The sequence below is a fragment of the Chelatococcus sp. XZ-Ab1 genome (assembly GCF_029309855.1).
Lineage (GTDB): Bacteria > Pseudomonadota > Alphaproteobacteria > Rhizobiales > Beijerinckiaceae > Chelatococcus_A > Chelatococcus_A sambhunathii.
In genome coordinates, this window is record NZ_JARKII010000006.1 from 101,165 (window position 1) to 122,008 (window position 20,844).

Below are 20,844 nucleotides of genomic sequence, written 5' to 3' on the forward strand. Positions count from 1 at the left end.
CGCCTCACAGCGCGCCGACGATGGCGCGCAACACGGCCTCCGGGGTCGCCGGCGCGTCGAGCGGCGCAAGACCGTCGCCACGCGCGGCGCGCACTGCATCGGATATGGCGCAGAAAACGGAATTTGCCAGCATCAAAGGCGGCTCGCCCACCGCCTTGGAGCGGTAGATGGTCGGCTGGCGATTGGCGCTCGGGAAGAGCGTGACGCGAAAATCGGCCGGCACGTCCGAGGCGACGGGGATCTTGTAGGTGGAGGGCGCATGGGTGGCGAGGCGGCCCTTGCCGTCGAACACCAGCTCCTCCGTGGTCAGCCAGCCCATGCCCTGGACGAAGCCGCCCTCGATCTGGCCGATATCGATGGCCGGGTTCAGGGAGCGGCCGACGTCGTGCAGGATGTCGACGCGGTCGAGCCTGTACTCGCCGGTCATGGTGTCGATGGTCACTTCGGCACAGGCGGCGCCATAGGCGAAGTAGAAGAAGGGCTGTCCCCGCCCCGCCGCCCGGTCCCAATGGATCTTCGGCGTGCGGTAGAAGCCGGTGGCGGAGAGCTGGATGCGGGCCTGATAGGCCTTCTTCACCAGTTCCGCGAAGGCGAGGCTCTCGTTGCCGAAGAAGACACGGTCGTCGCGGAATTCGATCTCGCCCTCGGCGACATCGAAGATCTCGCAGAGAAAATCGACAAGGCGCTGGCGGATGGTGCCCGCGGCGATGCGGGCCGCCATGCCGTTGAGGTCGGAGCCCGAGGAGGCGGCCGTCGGCGAGGTATTGGGCACCTTGGCCGTCGTCGTCGCCGTGATGCGCACGCGCTCGATGCCGACGCCGAACTCCTCCGCCACCACCTGCGCCACCTTGATGAAGAGCCCCTGCCCCATCTCGGTGCCGCCGTGGTTCAGATGGATCGAGCCGTCCTGGTAGACGTGCACGAGCGCGCCGGCCTGGTTGAGATGGGTGAGCGTGAAGCTGATGCCGAACTTCACCGGCGTCAGCGCCAGGCCCTTCTTCAGCACCGGCGAACGCGCGTTGAAGGCGGTGATCGCGGCGCGGCGGGCGCGGTAGTCGCACTCGGCCTCCAACTGCTCGACGAGGGCGGCAAGCACGTCCGTGTCCTCGACGCTCTGGCCATAGGGCGTCTCGTCCCGGCCGGGTGCGTAGAAGTTCGCCTTGCGCACGTCGAGCGGGTCGCGCCCGAGGCGGGCAGCGATCTCGTCCATGACGCGCTCGGCCGCGAGCATGCCCTGCGGACCGCCGAAGCCGCGGAAAGCGGTGTTGGAGACCGTGTTGGTCTTCAGCCGCCGCGAGGCGATGTGCACCGCCGGCAGGAAATAGGCATTGTCGGCATGGAACATGGTGCGGTCGACGACGCCCTGGCTGAGGTCGGCCGAACAGCCGCAGCGGGCATTGAACGTGACGTCGTAGGCCGCGATGCGCCCCTTGTCGTCGAAGCCGACGCGCCAGTCGGCCCGCATGTCGTGACGCTTGCCGGTCACCGCCATATCGTCGTCGCGGTCGAGCCGCAGCTTGCAAGGCTGGCCGGTGGCGCGAGCAGCAAGCGCAGCGATCACGGCCCATTGCGTCGCCTGCGTCTCCTTGCCGCCAAAGCCGCCGCCCATGCGCCTGACCTCGCAGGTGACGAAGGCGTCAGGGATGCCGAGCGCACGCGCCACGATGTGCTGGACCTCGCTCGGATGCTGGGTGGAGGAATGGACGAGCATGTCGCCGTCCTCCCCCGGCACGGCGAGCGCGGCCTGGCCCTCGAGGTAGAAATGCTCCTGCCCGCCGATGCGCAGCACACCCTCGAGGCGATGGGGGGCGTCGGCGAGCGCCGCCTCAACGTCGCCGCGGCCGAAGGCATAGTCCGGCAGCACCGTCTCGCGGCGCGCCAGCGCATCCTCCACCGTCACGCTCGGCGCCTCCTCGGCGATGTCGAAGGCGGCGAGCCGCGCGGCCCGCCGCGCCGCGTCGCGGGTTGTCGCCACCACGGCAAAGACCGGCTGGCCGTGGAAGAGCACCTCGTCCTTGGCGAATACCGGCTCATCGGCATTGGCCGGCGAGATGTCGTTGCGGCCTGGCACGTCGGCGGCCGTCAGGACGGCGACGACGCCGGGGGCGGCATGCACGGCGGCCAGATCGACCCCCGAGAGCCGCCCGCGTGCGACCGGGCTGAGGCCGAGCGCGACATGCAGGGTGCCGTCCGGCTCGCGGATATCGTCGATATAGAGCGCCGCGCCCGAAACGTGGCGGATGCCGGAATCGTGCGGCAGGGGGCGATGGACGTGGCGGAGCGGCGAACCGTCACCGGAAACGCCAGACATCCCGGAGGGCGCCGCGTGATCCTCCCCCGCGGCGGGAGGTGGCGGCCGCAGGCCGACGGAAGGGGCCTGCGCGACCGCCGCTGGGAGCGCCCCACCCGTCTCGCGCCTGCGGCGCGATCCACCCTCCCCTGAAGGGGAGGGATCAGATGCGCCCAACCTGCTTCTAGGCACCCGGAGATCGCCCGATTCTTCATTCTGCCGCATGGCGGACCTCCCGGTGGGCAATGAGGCGCGTTGCGGCATCGTCACCCGTCGCGATCTCCATCAACGCCTTCATGAGGAGATTGCCGGCGACGCGGCGGCGATAGGCGGCGGAGGCGCGGTGATCGGTCAGAGGGGCGAAATCGGCGTCGAGCGCGGCGGCCGCCCGCTCGGCGGCGGCGTGATCGTCGATGGCCGCGCCGGTGAGCGCCACCTCGGCCGCCCGCGCCCGCTTGGGGATGCCGGCCATGCCGCCATAGGCGATGCGCGCCTCGCGCACCGTCCCGTTGTCGGCTAAGTCGAAGCAGAAGGCACCCATGACGGCGGAAATGTCCTCGTCGAAGCGCTTGGTCACCTTGAAGACACGGACGTGCCGGCCGGCGGGCTTCCTCACCGTGACCCCCGTGACGAATTCGCCCGGCTGCCGGTCCTGCTTGCGGTAATCGAGAAAGAAGTCTTCGAGCGGCAGGCTGCGGCGGCCGTCGCCGCGGCGCAGGTGTAGGGTGGCGCCTAGGGCGATGAGGGCGGGCGCAAGGTCGCCGATGGGCGAGCCGTTGGCGATATTGCCGCCGACCGTGCCGGAGGCCCGCACCTGCTGCGAACCGAAGCGGCGCATCAGCTCGTCGAGATCGGGATCGAGCGCGCCGAGCGCCTCGCGCGCCCGCGCCAGCGTCACGGTGGCGCCGAGCGTGAGCGTCCCGTGCTCCTCCGCGACCGCATCGAGCCCGGCGACGCGGCCGAGCCAGATGATCTTCGGCAAGTCGGCGAGGGCTTTGGTCACCCACAGGCCGACATCGGTGGCGCCGGCGACCAGCGTCGCATCCGGGTGGCCGAGATAGAGCCGGGCCAGTGCATCGGTGCTCGCCGGAGCGGCGAAGAAGGAGCGCTCGTCGCCGACGAAAACGTCCGCCTGGTCCCTGAGGGCCGCCAGCGCCTTGGCCACCTGCTGCCGCCGCTGTGCGAAAGGATCAGCCTCGATCCGGCCCAGCGCATCGAACGCCGCCGCGACGATGGGGCGATAGCCGGTGCAGCGGCAGAGATTGCCGGCGAGCGCATCCGTCACCCCCTGCCGGTCCGGTGCCTCGCCCGTCTCGTAGAGTGCGAGAAGGCTCATGACGATGCCGGGCGTGCAGAAGCCGCATTGGGAGCCGTGGCGCTCCACCATCGCCTGCTGCACGGGATGCAGGCGCCCGTCGGCGGCGAGGTCCTCGACCGTCAGCACCTCGGCGCCGTCCACCTGGCCGAGGAGGAGGATGCAGGCATTGACCGGCTCGGACACGAGGCGGCCGTCGACGAGGCGGCGCAGCACGACCGTGCAGGCCCCGCAATCGCCCTCGCCGCAGCCTTCCTTGGTGCCGGTGGACCTTTCTGTCAGACGCAGCCAGTCGAGAAGCGTGGTGCGCGGCTCGACATTCCCGACCTCGACCGTTTCGTTCCGTCTCAGGAAACGGATTGTTCGGCGCATTTTCTGGTTCGTCCCTCTGTTTGCCCGAGTGTGCCCCATTCGGGGGGCCGTGCAACAGGGGAAAAGGCAGGCCGCCGGGAGTGCGGCGCAGACAGGCGTGAGGCGAATCCCGCGCTGCTGCGATGAGGGAGTGTCCCGGGAATGGGCCCGGGCTCAGCGCCGCATCACTACGTGCTGCGGCGCGTCCGGGCACAAAGGCGTACCAGGCCGGTCCCGTCAGCCCGCGTGGAAGCGGAATTCGCTCACCTGCCGGTAGACATCGCCGGGAGTAAGGAGTGTCGAGGGGAAATGCGGCACGTTGATGCTGTTCGGGAAATGCTGCGGCTCGAGCGCGAGGCCTGCGTTGGAGCCATAGGCTGCGCCGTCGAGGCCGGGAATGCCGGAAAGGTCGATCTTGCGCCCGTCGTAGACCTGGAGGCCGGGCGCCGTCGTCCACACATCGAGGGCAAGGTTGTTGCGCAGCGAGGCGACGAGCGCGGCATGGGCGAGCGGCAGGCCGGGGATGCCGGATGGCTCCAGCCGGTTGCGCCGCAGGACGAAGTTGATGTCGTAGTGCACAGGCGCGCCCGTCTCGGCGTCGGGAAAGCGGATCGAGCGGTTGCCGCGGAAATCGTAGGGCGTGCCCTCGACCGAGCGGATCTCGCCGGTGGTGATGAGGTCGGCATCCGTCACGGTGATGAAATCCGCCTCGACGCGCATGCGGTGATCGAGAACCGAGGGCGAGCCGTCGAGGTTGAAATAGGAATGGTGGGCGAGGTTGACCGGCGTCGGCCGATCGGTCGTCGCCGAGAGCTCGATGCGCAGCGTCGCCGGCTCGGTGAGGCGGTAGACGCAGGTGACCGTCACATTGCCGGGGAAGCCGTGGTCGCCGTCCGGGGAGACGAGCGTCAGCGTGACGCTCGAATCATCGTGGTGGGCGAACTGCCACGGGCGCTTGCCGAAACCTTTCGCGCCGCCGTGCAGCATGTGCCGGCCGCTCTGGTTGCGGTCGACCTCGTAGACGGTGCCGTCGATGGAGAAGCGGCCGTGGCCGATGCGGTTGGCGACCCGGCCGGCGATGGCGCCCATGTGCGGGGAATGGGCGATGTAGTTGTCGAGGCTGTCGAAGCCGAGGACGACGCGCTGCAACTCGCCCGACGGCAGGGGCACCTGCATGTCCCTCAACACGGCGCCCCATGTCAGCACCTTGGCATGTGCCTTGCTTTTGGGGGCACGAATGGTGATCTCGCGGACGGGCTGGCCCTCGGCCACACCGAAATCTCTAACGCTCATCGACGCTCCGTTTCTCGCGCGGCCGGTCACCGCTCGTTCCGGCTCAGGTTGACAGCTTTACTCCGGCGGCCACGATCTTGCCAAATTCCGGACCGTATCCCGATATCCGGCCTCGCGCCTTGACCTTGCCGCCCGTCCGGGGCACCTCGCCTCGCGCAAGAGCGAAACGCAACGCATCACAAGGGGATGTCCATGCGCATCATCGTCGTCGCCGCGCTCCTCGGCCTCGTGCTCGCCGCCTGCAGCTCCTCGTCGGGCACGCGCACGCAGCCGGCCCAAGCCTATATGCCGCATCCGGCGCCGGGCCAGCTGATCGACGCCGAGAACGACCCTTACGCCGTGGAATGAGGCAGTCGGCAGTCGGCAGTCGGCAGTCGGCAGTCGGCAGTCGGGCTGATCTCGCACCATCGCCTTCAAGCGCAACCCCGTTTCCCGGGCGCATGCAGCGCAAGCGGAATGCGACCCGGGAACCAGCGCATGAACCGGCCGAAGGCGCCGAATGGCCGGCCCCGGCTCAGCACCGCATCATTTCATGCTACGGTGCATCCGGCGCACACGACCGCCGTTGGCCTCACCACGTCCCGGTATTCGGCATCGAAGCCCAGGGTTCGGCCGGGGGCTTGGGCTGGCCCTCCTGCAGGAGCTCGATGGAGATGCCGTCGGGCGAGCGGATGAAGGCCATGTGCCCGTCGCGCGGCGGACGGTTGATGGTGACCCCCGCCTTCATCAGCCGGTCGCACAGGTCGTAGATGTCGTCGACGCGATAGGCGAGATGGCCGAAGTTGCGCCCGCCCTTGTAGTCCTCCGGGTCCCAGTTGTAGGTCAGTTCGAGCAGGGGGGCCTGGCTCGCCGCAGCGGCCTCTTTGTCCTTCGGCGCGGCGAGGAAGACGAGGGTGTAGCGGCCCTTCTCGTTCTCCATCCGACGCACCTCGACGAGGCCGAGCTTGTTGCAATAGAAGTCCAGCGAGTCCTCGAGATTCGAGACACGCACCATCGTGTGCAGATATCGCATGGGTCACCTCCCGTCTGATGCGGGAGAGGATCGTCGATGCCGCGGGCAAGTCAAACCCGCAAGCGGAATAGGTGCCATGAGCCCACCGTCCATCTCGTCGGAGCGGCAGCGCAACGAACGGCGCAAGGAACGCGCCGCCTTCGTCTCGATCCTGGCGAGCGCCGGGCTCACCCTCGGCAAGGGGGCGGCCGGCTTCGCCACGGGCTCGCTCGCCCTCATCTCGGATGCGGCCAACAGCCTGCTTGACGTCGCGGCGACGACCATGACGTGGCTCGCCGTGCGCGCCGCACACAAGCCGGCCGACGCGCAGCACCAGTACGGCCACGGCAAGTTCGAATCGCTTTCGGCACTCGTGCAGACGGCCTTCCTCTTCCTCCTCTCGGGTGTCATCGCCGTCGAGGGCGTGCGGCGGCTGTCGAGCGGCGAGACGGAAATCCTCCTCTCATGGCCGGCCGTCGGCGTGGTCGTCGGCTCGATCGTCGTCGATGCCTGGCGCTGGTGGGGGCTGACGCGCGTGGCGCGCGAAACGGGCAGCGAGGCGCTCGCGGCGGATGCGCTGCATTTCTCCTCGGATCTCGTCAATTCCGTCTTCGTCCTCGTCGCCTTCGCCGCCGCCCATTTCGGCTATCCGCAGGCGGATGCGCTCATCGCCATCGGCGTGTCGTTCTTCATCGCCTTCGCCGGCTTCCGCCTCGCCCGCCGCACCATCGACACCTTGCTCGACACGGCGCCCAAGGGTCTGGCAGAGCGTGTGACGGGGCTCGCGGAGAAGGTGCCCGGCGTGGTTGGCGTGGATCGCGTGCGCGTGCGCTCCTCCGGCTCGCTGATCATGGGTGAGGTGGGCATCCGCGTCTCGCGCACCTTGCCGCTCGACCGCGTCACCCAGATCAAGGAGCGGGTGCGCAACGCCATCCACGCGGACCTGCCGGACAGCGAGTTCACCATTTCGACGACGCCGGTGCAGATCGACGACGAGACAGTGCTGGAGCGTGTGATGCTCATCGCTGCGCGCCTGCGCGTGCCCGTGCACCATGTCACCGTGCAGAACCTCGCCAGCCGCCTGTCGGTGAGCTTCGACATCGAAGTCGACGCCCGCCTCACCCTCGCCCAGGCGCACGAGGTGGCCAGCCGGCTCGAGACAGCGCTCGTCGAGGAACTCGGGCCGCAGGTGGAGGTGGAAAGCCACATCGAGCCGCTCGTCGTGCAGCATCTCGACGGGCGCGAAGCGGATGCCGAGACCGTCGCCGGCATCGCTTTGTCGCTCGCCAACCATGCGCGCGAATGCAACGGCATCACCGGCGTGCACAGCGTACGCGTGCGCGAGACGCCGGCGGGTTTTGTCGTCAACTACCACTGCCGGCTCGATCCCGGCCTCGACATCGCGACCGTGCACGATATGGTCGACGAACTCGACCGGCGGATGCGCACCGACCATCCCGAGATCGGCCGCATCGTCGGCCATGCCGAGCCGCGACCGGAGACAGCCGGAAGAGACATCGCAGCGGGCGGCACAAGCGGCTATCGTTGAGACAGGATACGGGGAGAGCGTTGATGCGTGACGAGAGCGGGGCCGTCATCCGGCTGGAAGACTACAGGCCGACGGACTACCTGATCGATCGCGCGGAACTCGACATCCGGCTCGACCGTCACGCCACCCGCATCCTCGCCAAGCTCCATCTGCGCGCCAACCCGGCGGGCCGGCCGGCCGTGCCCCTCGTCCTCGACGGGGACGAGTTGCGCCTCGTCTCGCTCGCCATCGACGACGTGCCCGCCTCGCCGCAGGCCTTCGAGGCCTCGCCCGAGCGCCTCGTGGTTCATGCCCCGCCGGCGCAGCCGTTCACGCTGACCATCGAGACCGAGACCGATCCCACGGCCAATACGAAACTGATGGGGCTCTATCGCTCGGGCAGCGCCTATTGCACGCAGTGCGAGGCCGAAGGCTTCCGCCGCATCACCTATTTCCTCGACCGGCCCGACGTCCTCTGCGTCTTCACAACCCGCATCGAGGCGGACCGGCAGGAGGCGCCGGTGCTGCTCGGCAACGGCAATCCGGTCGCCGCGGGCGAAGCCGGCGGCGGCCGCCATTTCGCCATCTGGCACGATCCCTTCCCCAAGCCGTGCTATCTTTTCGCCATCGTCGGCGGGCGCCTCGACAAGGTCGCCGACCGGTTCACGACCATGTCGGGGCGCGCGGTTGACGTCGCGGTCTATGTCGAACCCGGCAAGGCGGCGGACGCGACCTACGCCCTCGATGCGCTCAAGCGCTCCATGGCCTGGGACGAGCGCGTCTTCGGGCGCGAATACGACCTCGACGTGTTCAACGTCGTCGCCGTGTCGGACTTCAACATGGGGGCGATGGAGAACAAGGGCCTCAACATCTTCAACGACAAATACGTCCTCGCCAGCGCCGAGACGGCGACGGACGCCGACTATGCCAATATCGAGGCGATCATCGCCCACGAATATTTCCACAACTGGACGGGCAACCGCATCACCTGCCGGGACTGGTTCCAGCTGTGCCTGAAGGAAGGGCTCACCGTCTTCCGCGACCAGGAGTTCTCGGCCGACGAGCGCTCGCGCGCCGTCAAGCGCATCGCCGACGTGCGCGTGCTGCGGGCACAGCAGTTCGCCGAGGATTCGGGGCCCCTCGCCCATCCCGTGCGGCCGCGTCAGTACCGCGAGATCAACAACTTCTACACGGCGACGGTCTACGAGAAGGGTGCGGAGGTCATCCGCATGCTCAGGACGCTGATCGGCGACGATGCGTTTCGCCGCGGCATGGACCTCTATTTCGACCGCTACGATGGCACGGCGGCGACGATCGAGGAATTCGTCGCCTGTTTCGCCGAAGCGAGCGGGCGCGATCTCGGCCACTTCGCCCAGTGGTACGAGCAGGCCGGCACCCCGACGGTGAACGCCCGCGGCCATTACGACGCGGAGGCGAAGACCTATCGCCTCGCCCTGACCCAGGTGACGCCGCCGACGCCAGGCCAGCCGGAGAAGGCGCCGCAGGTCATCCCGATCCGCCTCGGGCTGGTTGGGGGCAGCGGGGCGGAGATCGCCCTGTCTCCCGCCGCCACGGCCGGCCACATGCCGGGCGTCTTCGTGCTCGACGGCCCATCGGCCACGCTCACCTTCACCAATGTGCCGGAAAAGCCGGTGCCCTCGCTGCTGCGCGGCTTCTCCGCCCCGGTCAGGCTGGAGATCGACCTCGACGAGGACGAACTTCTCGTCCTCTTCCGCTACGACAGCGATGCCTTCAACCAGTGGCAATCCGCCCAGACGGTCGCCACGCGGGCCATCCTGCGCGCCGTGGGCGCCGGGACGCCGCCTGCGCCCGACCGTCGCATGGCCGATGCGCTGCGCCACTTCCTCTCCATGCGCGCCGGCAGCGATCCTGCCTTCGCCGCCCAGGTGCTCGCCCTGCCGACGGAGGCGGACATCGCCCGCGAGATCGGTCACGACGTCGATCCCGATGCCGTTCACCGGGCGCGGCAGCTGGTGAAGGTCGAGCTCGGCGCGGCACTCGCGGCGGAACTGGCGGAGCTCTACAGTCAGTTGAGCTCGCGGGAGCCCTATGTCCCTGATGCAGCCGGAGCGGGCCGTCGGGCCCTGCGCAACGCCTGCCTCGATCTTTTCGCGGCCGGCCGCCCCGCCGAGGGCGAAGATCTTGCCATGCGCCAGTTCCGCGATGCCGACAACATGACGGACCGCTTCGCGGCGCTCGGCGTCCTGTCGCACCTGCCCGGTGCAGCCCGCGAGACGGCGCTTGCCGAATTCTCGGAGCGCTTCCGCAACAATGCGCTCGTCCTCGACAAGTGGTTCTCGCTGCAGGCCATGATCCCCGAGCCCGAGACGCTGGAGCGGTTGCGTGGCCTGATGCGCCATCCCGCCTTCTCGATGGGCAACCCCAACAGGGTGCGCTCGCTCATCGGCAGCTTCGCGATGGCCAATCTCACCCAGTTCAACCGGGCGGACGGCGCCGGCTACGACTTCGTCGCCGACATGGTCCTCGCGCTCGATGCACGCAACCCGCAAGTCGCCGCCCGGCTGCTGACCGCCTTTCGCACCTGGAAGATGCTCGAGCCCAGGCGCAGGGCCGAGGCGGAGAAGGCGTTGCGCCGTGTTGCCGGCACGCCCGGCCTTTCGCCCGACGTCGCCGACATATCGGGCCGCTCGCTATCTTGATATACTAAATGTAGGCAAAAGTAGTCCTGATGGCGCGTGAGCGGAAATGCAGGTGCACAACAAGCATTTACCGTATCGCGTCAACCAATCATAAAGACTCTGGACAAACGGCCCCTTCAGGATTCAGATGTAAGTGATTCGGTGAGATGCGGCACGTCTTCCCGATGAGACGTTTGGACTCCGAAGGGGGCATTCGATGGCGGGCGTCGACGCGACGTACGTGCCCGCGCGCGCGGGCACGATTCTCGGAATTGCGCGCTCCATAGCACATCCCGCCTATAGAAGGCTCGTTCTGGCGGAACCCTGGCTGCGCCTTGCCGTTCCGGCGCTGCTCGTCGTCTTTCTCGTCTCGCTGGTCACGGGAGCCTCGCTGCAGGCCGTCGACGCGCGCAACGAGGCACTCAACGACGCCGCCGCCGAAATTGACACGCTCGCCTCGCTCGCCGCGCGCGTGCTGAATGCCGAGATCGCCCGCGGCGACAGTCCTGCTGCGACGCGCGATCTCGTCGCCGCCTTCGAGCGGCAGATCCCGGCGCCAATGATCGGGAACGGGCGCAGCCTCCTTCTCACCGACGCCACGGGCGCCCTGATCGGGGCCATCCCGGCCCAGCTTGCCACCGGCGAGCCGCTGGTCGATGTCCTTGGTTCGTCCCAACCCCTCACGACCTTCGCCGACCGGGCTGGCGTGCTGCGCCTGACCCTCCCCGGCGGCACCGATGCGCTCGCCACCGTGCGCAATCTCGGTGCCGGCGGCGGCCAGCTTGCGGTAGTGCAGCCCGTCTCGGGTGCACTTGCCCCCTGGCGGGCCCAGACCTGGGGCCAGATGACGCTGATCGCCGCCGCGGCCTTCGTGCTGCTCGCCATCTCCGCCGCCTATTTCATGCAGGCTGGCCGGGCCAAGGCCGCCGACGAGATCTGCGACAAGGTGAAGGAGCGGGTCGACGCCGCTCTCAATCGCGGCCGCTGCGGCCTGTGGGACTGGGACATCGCCCGAGGACGCATCTACTGGTCCGATTCCATGTATGCCATCCTCGGCTACCGCCGGCGCGACGAGTTCCTGTCCTTCGGCGAGGTCAACGGCCTCGTCCACCCGGACGACACGGATCTCTACGGACTCGCCGACATGCTGGCGGCCTCGCGCACCACGGCCATCGACCACGATTTCCGCATCCGAGCCGCGAACGGCGAGTGGGTGTGGATCAATGCCCGCGCCGAGATCGTCGACGGGGACCCGGCGGAGGGCCCGCATCTCGTCGGCATCGCCGTCGACATTACCGAGCAGCGCCGCCTCGCCGAGCGTACTGCGACCGCCGACATGCGCCTGCGCGATGCCATCGAGACCATCTCAGAGGCCTTCGTGCTGTGGGACGCCGACAACCGGCTCGTGATGTGCAACTCCAAGTTCCAGAAGCTGCACGGCCTGCCGGCGGACGCCGCCGCCGCCGGGCGCAGCTATGCCGAGATCATGGATGCGAGCCGCCCGCCCGTCGTCACCACCCAGGCCCTGACGGGCGAGCAGGCCAATATCGGCGCGCGCAGCTTCGAGGCGCGCCTCGCCGACGGACGCTGGCTGCAGATCAACGAGCGCCGCACGAAGGACGGCGGCTACGTCTCGGTCGGCACCGACATCACGGCCCTGAAACGCCACGAGGAGAAGCTGCTCGATTCCGAGCGGCGGCTCATCGCCACGGTGATGGACCTCAAGCGATCCCGCCAGAAGCTCGAGGTCCAGGCCCAGCAGCTCGCCGACCTCGCCGAGCGCTACCTCGAGCAGAAGGCCCATGCGGAGGGCGCCAACCGCGCCAAATCCGAGTTCCTCGCCAACATGAGCCACGAGTTGCGCACGCCGCTCAACGCCATCATCGGCTTCTCCGAGATCATGGAAAGCGGCATCTTCGGCGCTCTCGGCAACGAGAAGTACACGGAGTACTGCCACGACATCCGCCAGAGCGGCCAATATCTGCTCGCCGTCATCAACGACATTCTCGACATGTCGCGCATCGAGGCCGGCCGCCACAAGCTGGAGAAGGAGCGCATCGCCCTCGACAAGGTGATGACGGAGGCCGTGCGCTCGGTGACGGAGGCCGCAGAGGCGAAGAACATCGTGCTCGACCTCGAGACGCTGCCGGCCCAGACGCTCGACGCCGACCCGCGGGCGCTGCGGCAGATCCTCGTCAACCTGCTGCGCAACGCGGTCAAGTTCACGCCGGAGGGAGGCCGGGTGGCGTTGCGCGCGCGCAGCGCGGCGCAGGCCGTCAACATCTATGTCGAGGACAACGGCATCGGCATCCCGGGCGAGGCTATCGGCAAGCTCGGCCAGCCCTTCACCCAGGTCGAGACCGAATACAGCAAGACCTACAAGGGCTCTGGCCTCGGCCTTGCCATCGCCCGCTCGCTGACGGAACTGCACGGGGGCGCCCTGCGCATCCGCTCGACCCCAGGTTCCGGTACCATCGTCATGGTGCACCTGCCCCAGGCGGAGCAGCGCAAGGCGGCGTGAGGCGCAGGAAAGGCCCCTCGCGGGGCCCGCGCCGTCTCGCCCTGCCGGTCAGGCGGCTGTCCGCTGACGGACACGGAAGGTAGAAACGGAGCGGGGAGCCGAACGGAAAACAGCAACGCGCAACCTCTCCACGTCATGGCCGGGCATGTCCCGGCCATCCACGCCTTTTGGCCTGGCGCAATCGTCCCGGCGTGGATGCCCGCGACAAGCGCGGGCAAGACGCGGGGAGAGGTGGCGCCGCGGTGGATATTTCCCTGCCGTCATGCCCGTGCCTAATCGCATAGCCGTCCGTTGGCGGGAACGAACGGGGAGCCACCGCGCAACCTCTTCACGTCATGGCCGGGCTTGTCCCGGCCATCCACGCCTTTTGGCCTGGTACAATCGTCCCGGCGTGGATGCCCGCGACAAGCGCGGGCATGACGCGGGGGGAGGTGGCGCCAAGATTCCCCGGCGGGGCATCCCGGCAATCCCGAAGAGCCGCGCTTGTCGCCGATGTGCATGCCTGCTCTTCTATGAACATGCGGGGCGGCTGGGTTTACATCATGACCAACAGGCCGAACGGCACGCTCTATATCGGCGTGACGAGCAACCTCGCGCGTCGCGCATGGGAGCACCACGAAAGCATGATCGACGGCTTCACCAAACGCTATGGCTTGAAGCAGCTCGTCTATTACGAAGCTTACGAGGATATTCGCAGCGCCATCCAACGCGAGAGCAACATGAAGCACTGGCCGCGCCGTTGGAAGATACGGCTCATCCTCGAAATGAACCCGCAGTGGCGGGATCTCTACGAGACGCTCGCCTGAAGGAGAAGCGCAACGCTTCCCTGTCGTCATGCCCGCGCTTGTCGCGGGCATCGACGCCAGGACCAATGCACGAAGGCAAACGGCGTGGATGGCCGGGACGAACCCGGCCATGACGCGGGGAGAGGTGGCGCTTCACGGCCGTGCAGCGGTTCGCCCGGTCCGCAAGGGGGGAGCGTCCTACCCCTTCGCCTTGCGGGACTTCGCCTTGCCGCCGGCGCCCAGAAGTTCGTTGAAGGTGGCGCGCACCTGGCGGCGCGTGTCGTCGAGCGTCCGGGCCAGCACCTTGTGGTCGGGCAGGCCCACGGCCGTCGCGATGCGCTTCTGGATCGCCGGAGCGACGGCATTGGGGTCGAAGCGGCCCTCCACCGTCAGGCGCTGCCAGTGGAAGACGTTCGACAGAAGGTCGTAGGCGGGACGCAAGACGTCAGCGTGGTCCGGCGCGATGAAACCCTTCTCGGCTGCGCGGGCAAGGACATGGGCCGTGCCGGGCACGATCAGGGCCGGCTCCGTCGCCGCATGGGCCAGCATCAGGAACTGGGCGATGAACTCGATGTCCACCAAGCCGCCCGCGGCGAGCTTGAGGTCACCCGGGTCGTCCTCCCCCTTCTCCTCGGCGATGAGGGCGCGCATCTCGCGGATGTCGGTGGCGAGCTTCTCGCGATCGCGCGCCTCGCTCAGCACCGCCGTGATCGCTTCCTCCACATCGGCCGCGAGGGAGGCGTCTCCGGCGATGACGCGGGCCCGCGTCAACGCCATGTGCTCCCAGGTCTCAGCCTCGTTCTTCTGATAGGCGAGGAAGCCATCGAACTGCGTCGCGACGGGCCCCTTGCGACCCGACGGGCGCAGGCGCATGTCGACCTCGTAGAGCCTGCCGCGCCTCGTCGGCACGGTCAGCGCGCTGACGAGGCGCTGGGTCAGGCGGCTGTAGTAGACGACGGCATCGAGAGGCCGGCGGCCGTCGCTCTCCCGCCTCTCGGCATCGAAATCGTAGATGACGACGAGGTCGAGATCGGAAGCGGCTGTCATCTCGCGCGCCCCAAGGCGGCCGAGGCCGACGACGACCGCGCGCCCGCCGGCCACCTTGCCATGCTCCTCCTCAAAGGCGGCCTGCGCGGCCTCGAGGCTGAGGCGCACGGCGGCCTGCGCCACGGCCGCGAAGGCCTCCCCGGCGCGCGGCGGCGACAGGATATCGGAGAGGAAGCGCGCGCCGACGAGGAAATTCTCCTGCCGCACGGCCTCGCGCAGCCGGTCGAGAAAATCCTCGTAGCTCGCCGGCTTGCCGAGGAGGCCGCGCAGGCGCGCCTCGATCGCCGCCTCGTCGCTCGTCGGATCGAGGAACGTCGGGTCGATGACGGCATCGAGCACGTGCGGGCTGGCGGAGACGACCTCGGCAAGCCGCGGGGCGCCGCCGAGAAGATCGGCAAAGAGACGCAGCAGCCGCTCGTTGGAGCGGAGCATGGAGAGAAGCTCGACGGCGGCCGGCATGCGGCCGAAGGCCTCGTCGAGCGCCGCCAGCGCCGCATCCGGCGCCGCCGTCTGGCCGAGCGCGGTCAGGAGCGCCGGCGTCAGTTCCGTCAGCACCTCGCGCGCGCGGGCGCTGGTGACGGCGGAGCGGCGGCCGAAGTGCCAGCCACGCACGGTCTCCGCGACGCGCGGCGGATCGGAGAAGCCGAGCCGCCGCAGGGTCTCGAGTGTCTCGGGGTCGTCGCTCGTGCCGGTGAAAACGAGGCTGCCGGCCTCCGCCGCGAGTTCCGGCCCCTCCTCGAACAGCATGGCATAGTGGCCCTGCACCTTACGCGCATGGGCTGTCAGCGCCTCGCCGAAAGCTTCCACGGTCGCAAAGCCGCAGAAGCGAGCGACGCACGCCAGCGCCTCGGCGTCGTCCGGCAGGCGCTGCGTCTGTTCGTCCGCCACCATCTGCAACCGGTGCTCGACGGTGCGCAGGAAAATATAGGCCGCCGCCATGTCGTCGCGCGCCTGGGGCGTGATCCACTTCTCCTCGACAAGCGCATCGAGCACCTCGAGCGTGCGGCGCCCGCGCAGCGAGGGGCGGCGTCCGCCGAAGACGAGCTGCTGCGTCTGCACGAAGAACTCGATTTCGCGGATGCCGCCGCGGCCGAGCTTGATATCGTGGCCGGCGACCGCAATGGCCTCGTGGCCGCGCACGGCATGGATCTGCCGCTTCATCGCGTGGATATCGGCGATGGTGGCGAAGTCGAAGTACTTGCGCCAGACGAAGGGTCGCAGGTCGGCGAGGAAGCGCTCGCCGAGCGCGATGTCGCCGGCCACCGGCCGCGCCTTGATGAAGGCCGCGCGCTCCCAGTTCTGGCCGACGCTCTCGTAATAGGAGAAGGCGGCCGGAAGCGACACGGCAACGGCCGTCGAGCCGGGATCGGGTCTGAGGCGCAGGTCGACGCGGAAGACATAGCCGTCGCCGGTGCGCTCCTGCAGGATCTTCACGAGCCCCTGTGTCAGCCGCACGAAGAAGGGCGCCGGCTCCAGCCCCTCGCGCAGCGGCGCCTCGGGATCGAAGAAGACGACGAGGTCGATGTCGCTCGAATAGTTGAGTTCGCGCGCGCCATGCTTGCCGAGCGCCAGAACGACGAAGCCCGGCCCCTCCCCGTCCGCTGCCGTAAGGCGTCCGGCCTGCCGCGCCTCGCGCAGGAGGAAGGCGACCGCCGCCGCGACGCAGGCATCGGCGAAATCGCTGAGCGCGCGCGTGACCTCCGGCAGGCGCCACAGGCCACCGCAATCGCACAACGCGACGAAGAGCGCGAACTCAGCCCTGAGGCGCCGGAGACGGCGCATGATGTCCGCGACCTCCTCCGCCTCCTCCCCGGCACGCTGCACATCGGCGAGGATGCGTGCGCGGATCGCGTCCGGGGGGCCCTCGATCAGGGCCAGGAACCGCTCGGGCTTCGTCGTCGCGAGCCGCCACAGGAAGGGCGAATAGTCGGCGAAGGCGGCGGTGAGGCTCGCAAGCTGCGGATGCGCATCGAGGAGACGGCCAAGGGCGGCGGAGGTGGCGTCCCCTTCGAGGAGGTCGGCGGCGATGCGTGCAACGGCCGGCTTGCCGGGCGGAGCCGGCAGGCAGCGGGCCATGGCTGCGAGAGGCGTTGCTTCCTGCCCTGTCACGTTTTGTTTCTTGCCCATTTTATAACCGGTGTTGAGAGCGACATTTCAGTGCTCGTCATGGCCGGGCCTGTCCCGGCCATCCACGCCCTCGACGTCGTGTGAGCGTCACGGCGTGGATGTCCGCGACAAGCGCGGGCATGACGGCCTGCCTTCATCCCTCGTTTTTCGCCAGCGGCAGCGCGAGGACGGCCCGCAGGCCCGGCCCGTTGTCCTCGAGGCGCAGCGCGCCCGCGTGCAGGCGCGCGACGGCCGAGGCGAGGCTGAGGCCGAGGCCGAAGCCCGGCTTGGAGCGCGCGCTTTCGAGACGCGCGAAGCGCTCCAGCACCCGTTCCCGTTCCCCTTCCGGAATGCCCGGGCCCCGGTCGCTCACCGCGATCTCCACCATGCCGCCGCGGCGCCGGGCGGTGATCTTCACCTCCGGCGTCGTCCGACAGCTTGTGCCGTATTTGAGGGCATTGTCCATCAGATTGGCGACGGCCTGGCTGATGAGCTCACGATTGCCTCTGACCGGCAGGTCGGGCTCGATCGCGGCAACGAGCGGCATGCCCGCCTCCTCGGCGAGCGGCTCGTAAAGCTCCGCCAGGCTGCCGGCGATCTCGGCCGCATCGAAACCGTCCATCGCGGCATTGGCATTGCCCGCCTCGAGCCGCGCGATCATCAGGAGCGCGTTGAAGATGCGGATGAGATTGTCCGATTCGTCGATGATGCCTTCGAGCGCGGTGGCATATTCGTCCAATGAGCGCGCCGTGCGCAGCGCTTCCTCCGCCCTGTTGCGCAGGCGCGTCAGCGGCGTCTTGAGGTCGTGGGCGATGTTGTCCGACACCTCGCGCATGCCGGCCATCAACTCGCCGATGCGGCCGAGCATGTCGTTGAGGTTCTGCGCCAGGCGGTCGAGTTCGTCGCCGGTGCCGGTCACAGTGAGTCGCCCGTCGAGGTCGCCCTCCATGATGGTGCGCGTCGTCTCCGTCATCGCATCGACGCGCTTGAGCACGCGGCGTGTGATGAACCAGCCGCCAAGGCAGGCGAGCACGGTCACGAGGCCGATCGAGAGAACGAGCGCGCGGCGGATGACAGCCTGCAACTGCAGCCGCTCCTCGAGGTCGCGGCCGACCAGCAGGCGAAAGCCCCCGGGCAGCACATAGACGCGCACGAGGGCCCGGAACTCCCTGTCGCCCGTCTCGTCGCTGCGCCGGTAGGCGATCTCGCGCGAGCCAGGCTCGTCGAGAATGCCGAAGGGCACTTCCACCACGTTGCCTGCCAGCCGTTCGCCGGCCATGGTCGTGACGAGATAGAGGGAGGCGCTCGGCGCGCGCGAGCGCCGGTCGATGATGTTGACGAGCCGGCGTATGCCGCCGATGCGGTACTGCTCGGCAAGGCCCTGCAGTTCGGCGTCGATGGTGCCCTGGATCTGGTCGTCGAGCACACGTCGGGCATTCCAGGCCACATAGCCGAGGATGAAGCCGGCGAAGAGGACGAAGACGAGGAGATAGGCCGCCGACAGCTTGAAGGCCGTCGTGCGGAAGAGCTTACCGAGCCCCGTCACGGATCATGTATCCCGCTCCGCGCACCGTCTGGATCAGCGGCACGTCCTGTCCCTTGTCGATCTTCGCGCGCAGGCGCGAGACGTGCACGTCGATGACGTTCGTCTGCGGGTCGAAGTGATAGTCCCACACGTTCTCGAGCAGCATGGTGCGCGTCACCACCTGGCCGGCGTGCTTCATGAGATATTCGAGCAGGCGGAACTCGCGCGGCTGCAGTACGATCTCCTGCCCGGCGCGGGTTACCCGATGCGACAGGCGATCGAGTTCGAGGTCGCCGATCTGGTAGCTCGTGGGCTCGCCGTTCGCCCCCTTGCTGCGACGGGCGAGAACCTCGACGCGCGCCAGCAGCTCGGAGAAGGCGTAGGGCTTCGGCAGGTAGTCGTCGCCGCCGGCGCGCAGGCCCTTGACCCGGTCGTCCACCTGTCCGAGAGCGGAGAGGATGAGCACGGGCGTATCCACCTTCTGCTCGCGCAGGGAGCGAATGAGCGACAGCCCGTCGAGCTTCGGCAGCATGCGGTCGACGACGAGGACGTCGTAGCCGCCCTCGCGCGCCATGGCATAGCCATCGAGGCCGTCGGCCGCATGGTCCGCCACGTGGCCGGCTTCCCGGAAAGCCTTGACCATGTAGGCGCCGGCCTCCTGATCATCTTCGATGACGAGAATCTTCATGGCGCTCATGGTAGCAACTCCGCAACGCAAACGGCAGGCCGGACGCGGGGGTGTCCGACCTGCCGCCATGCGAGGAAGAGCGACGGGCCCGTGGCGACAGGCGGCCCGCCGCCCCTCCCCGAATTCAGGCAAGGGGCAGCGCGACGAAGCGGGCGCCACTCGCCGTCTCGACCTGCATCAGCACGGCTTTGCGCCCCTCCTTGCGCAGCTCCGTGACCGCCTGGCGCACGTCCTGCGGCGTCTCGACCTTCTTGCCACCGACGGTAACGATGACGTCTCCGGTGCGCAGACCGCGCTCCTCGGCCGGGCTGCCGGGCTCGACCCCGACGACGACGACGCCGTCCTTGTCGACGCCGTCGACCGAGCCCGAGGGCGCCAGCGAAAGACCGAGCCTTCCGGCCTGCTCCTCGCCGCTCTCGGCGCTCGCGGTCTTCTCGCCGGGCATCGTCGCCAGCGTGACGGAGATGTCGCTCTTCTTGCCGCCGCGCCAGACGGTGATGTCGACCGTCCGCCCCGGCGCGAAGCCGGCAATGTCGCGGGCGAGCTCGCGGGCGTTCTTCACCTCCTGCCCATCGACGGCGAGGATGGCGTCACCCGACTTGATGCCGGCCTTCGCGGCGGGGCTGCCGTCCTCGACGCGGGCGACGATGGCGCCCTTGGCCTCCTTGAGGCCGAGCCCTTCGGCAATGCCCTCGTTGATCGGCTGGATCTGCACGCCGAGGTAGCCACGGCGCACCGTGCCGTGGTCCTTGATCTCGGCGACGACCTTCTGCACCGTCTCGGCGGGGATGGCGAAGGCGATGCCCACGTTGCCGCCCGACGGCGAAGCGATGGCCGTGTTGACGCCGACAACCTCGCCGGATGTGTTGAAGGTCGGCCCGCCGGAATTGCCGCGGTTGACGGCCGCGTCGACCTGCAGGAAGTCGTCATAGGGGCCGGCGCCGATATCGCGCCCGCGGGCCGAGACGATGCCGGCCGTCACCGTGCCGCCGAGGCCGAAGGGATTGCCGACGGCGAGCACCCAATCACCCACGCGGGGCGTGCCGCTGGCGAAGCTGACGTAGGGGAACTTGCCGCCCTCGTCCACCTTGAGCAGCGCCAGGTCGGTCTTGGGATCGGTGCCGACCACCTTGGCCGAATAGGTCTTGCCGTCGTCAGTCTGGATCTCGACCTCGCGGGCCTTTTCGACAACGTGATTGTTGGTGACGACATAGCCGTCGGCCGAGATGAAGAAACCGGACCCCTGTGCCTCGCCGAAGCGGCGCGGCGCCGGGCGCTGACCGCGCTGGTCCTCCTCGCCGAAGCGGCGGAAGAAGCGCTCGAAGGGACTGCCCTCGGGCAGGCCGAACTGGCGCAGATCGAGCCCTTCGGCGCTCGCGCCCTCGACCGCGACCTTGACGCGCACCGACACGACGGCCGGCTTCACATGGTCGACGACGTCGGCGAAGCCGGCAGGATTGGCGGTCGGCACCTGGGCCGACAGGTTCTGCGCATAGGCCGGCGCCGGGCCGACGTCGAAGGTGCTCTGCAGCAACGCACCGGTCGACAAGGCGCCGAGCGCGACGGCACCCAGCAGCATCGACACGCGCCGGCTGGCGCGCTTCGGCGACTTGATGCGGGCCTTCAAGGCTTCGCTGTGGTCATTCTCGTGCATGGCCATCTCCGTTGGCGAACTTTCGGGCCGAACCCGTTATCGCCGCCGACGATGGCTCGCCGCGCCTTACGACAGCCTCACGAGCGCATG

13 protein-coding genes are annotated in these 20,844 nt (G+C 68.7%); 5 read left to right on the top strand and 8 right to left on the bottom strand.

Annotated features, from left to right (window positions below; all coding sequences use genetic code 11):
* Positions 1-4: 4 nt before the first annotated feature.
* From xdhB to P2T65_RS10160, 3 genes are all read right to left on the bottom strand, one after another.
* Complete coding sequence (xdhB, locus tag P2T65_RS10150; RefSeq protein WP_276199717.1) at positions 5-2,311, bottom strand: xanthine dehydrogenase molybdopterin binding subunit; 2,307 nt, start codon at positions 2,309-2,311, stop codon at positions 5-7.
* Between the two features lie 190 nt (positions 2,312-2,501).
* Entirely contained in the window at positions 2,502-3,977 is a 1,476-nt protein-coding gene (xdhA, locus tag P2T65_RS10155; protein ID WP_276199718.1) for a xanthine dehydrogenase small subunit, read from the bottom strand.
* A gap of 216 nt (positions 3,978-4,193) precedes the next feature.
* Positions 4,194-5,249 (bottom strand): aldose epimerase family protein, encoded by a 1,056-nt coding sequence (locus P2T65_RS10160; RefSeq protein ID WP_276199719.1) that lies wholly within the window; start codon positions 5,247-5,249, stop codon positions 4,194-4,196.
* Between the two features lie 192 nt (positions 5,250-5,441).
* Between P2T65_RS10160 and P2T65_RS10165 the strand changes: the two genes are divergently transcribed.
* Positions 5,442-5,597, top strand: coding sequence for a hypothetical protein (locus P2T65_RS10165; RefSeq protein WP_156332756.1), 156 nt, complete (start codon positions 5,442-5,444; stop codon positions 5,595-5,597).
* Between the two features lie 223 nt (positions 5,598-5,820).
* On the opposite strand, the gene P2T65_RS10170 is transcribed toward P2T65_RS10165, so the two are convergent.
* Positions 5,821-6,261: a VOC family protein gene (locus P2T65_RS10170; RefSeq protein WP_055459080.1), complete on the bottom strand. Its 441-nt coding sequence runs from the start codon at positions 6,259-6,261 to the stop codon at positions 5,821-5,823.
* A 76-nt stretch (positions 6,262-6,337) separates the two neighbouring features.
* On the opposite strand from P2T65_RS10170, the gene P2T65_RS10175 reads away from it, so the two are divergent.
* The 4 genes from P2T65_RS10175 to P2T65_RS10190 all read left to right on the top strand — a co-directional run bounded on the left by P2T65_RS10175 (position 6,338) and on the right by P2T65_RS10190 (position 13,755).
* Positions 6,338-7,789 (top strand): cation diffusion facilitator family transporter, encoded by a 1,452-nt coding sequence (locus P2T65_RS10175; RefSeq protein ID WP_276199720.1) that lies wholly within the window; start codon positions 6,338-6,340, stop codon positions 7,787-7,789.
* Between the two features lie 23 nt (positions 7,790-7,812).
* Positions 7,813-10,449, top strand: a complete 2,637-nt coding sequence (gene pepN, locus P2T65_RS10180; protein WP_071923574.1) for an aminopeptidase N — start codon at positions 7,813-7,815, stop codon at positions 10,447-10,449.
* Positions 10,450-10,645: 196 nt separating this feature from the next.
* On the top strand, positions 10,646-12,949 hold the full coding sequence (locus tag P2T65_RS10185; protein ID WP_276199721.1) for a PAS domain-containing sensor histidine kinase: 2,304 nt from the start codon (positions 10,646-10,648) through the stop codon (positions 12,947-12,949).
* 518 nt (positions 12,950-13,467) lie between these two features.
* Positions 13,468-13,755 (top strand): GIY-YIG nuclease family protein, encoded by a 288-nt coding sequence (locus tag P2T65_RS10190; RefSeq protein ID WP_055459366.1) that lies wholly within the window; start codon positions 13,468-13,470, stop codon positions 13,753-13,755.
* Between the two features lie 177 nt (positions 13,756-13,932).
* Here the strand turns inward: P2T65_RS10190 and P2T65_RS10195 are convergent, their stop codons facing one another.
* From P2T65_RS10195 to P2T65_RS10210, 4 genes are all read right to left on the bottom strand, one after another.
* Positions 13,933-16,908, bottom strand: a complete 2,976-nt coding sequence (locus P2T65_RS10195; RefSeq protein ID WP_276199722.1) for a bifunctional [glutamine synthetase] adenylyltransferase/[glutamine synthetase]-adenylyl-L-tyrosine phosphorylase — start codon at positions 16,906-16,908, stop codon at positions 13,933-13,935.
* A gap of 133 nt (positions 16,909-17,041) precedes the next feature.
* Complete coding sequence (locus P2T65_RS10200; protein ID WP_276199723.1) at positions 17,042-18,433, bottom strand: ATP-binding protein; 1,392 nt, start codon at positions 18,431-18,433, stop codon at positions 17,042-17,044.
* A complete protein-coding gene (locus P2T65_RS10205) occupies positions 18,417-19,100 on the bottom strand; it encodes a response regulator transcription factor (protein WP_063187890.1) in 684 nt (227 codons plus the stop codon). The genes P2T65_RS10200 and P2T65_RS10205 overlap by 17 nt, the downstream gene beginning before the upstream one ends.
* 124 nt (positions 19,101-19,224) lie before the next feature.
* Positions 19,225-20,754, bottom strand: a complete 1,530-nt coding sequence (locus tag P2T65_RS10210) for a Do family serine endopeptidase (RefSeq protein WP_245282609.1) — start codon at positions 20,752-20,754, stop codon at positions 19,225-19,227.
* Between the last annotated feature and the right edge of the window lie 90 nt (positions 20,755-20,844).

Coding starts and splice junctions, on each gene's coding strand:
- P2T65_RS10170 (WP_055459080.1), bottom strand. CDS start 6,261: ATGCGATATCTGCACACGATGGTGCGTGTCTCGAATCTCGAGGACTCG.
- P2T65_RS10160 (WP_276199719.1), bottom strand. CDS start 5,249: ATGAGCGTTAGAGATTTCGGTGTGGCCGAGGGCCAGCCCGTCCGCGAG.
- P2T65_RS10205 (WP_063187890.1), bottom strand. CDS start 19,100: ATGAAGATTCTCGTCATCGAAGATGATCAGGAGGCCGGCGCCTACATG.
- pepN (WP_071923574.1), top strand. CDS start 7,813: ATGCGTGACGAGAGCGGGGCCGTCATCCGGCTGGAAGACTACAGGCCG.
- P2T65_RS10195 (WP_276199722.1), bottom strand. CDS start 16,908: ATGGGCAAGAAACAAAACGTGACAGGGCAGGAAGCAACGCCTCTCGCA.
- xdhB (WP_276199717.1), bottom strand. CDS start 2,311: ATGTCTGGCGTTTCCGGTGACGGTTCGCCGCTCCGCCACGTCCATCGC.
- P2T65_RS10210 (WP_245282609.1), bottom strand. CDS start 20,754: ATGCACGAGAATGACCACAGCGAAGCCTTGAAGGCCCGCATCAAGTCG.
- P2T65_RS10185 (WP_276199721.1), top strand. CDS start 10,646: ATGGCGGGCGTCGACGCGACGTACGTGCCCGCGCGCGCGGGCACGATT.
- P2T65_RS10190 (WP_055459366.1), top strand. CDS start 13,468: ATGCGGGGCGGCTGGGTTTACATCATGACCAACAGGCCGAACGGCACG.
- P2T65_RS10175 (WP_276199720.1), top strand. CDS start 6,338: ATGAGCCCACCGTCCATCTCGTCGGAGCGGCAGCGCAACGAACGGCGC.
- P2T65_RS10165 (WP_156332756.1), top strand. CDS start 5,442: ATGCGCATCATCGTCGTCGCCGCGCTCCTCGGCCTCGTGCTCGCCGCC.
- xdhA (WP_276199718.1), bottom strand. CDS start 3,977: ATGCGCCGAACAATCCGTTTCCTGAGACGGAACGAAACGGTCGAGGTC.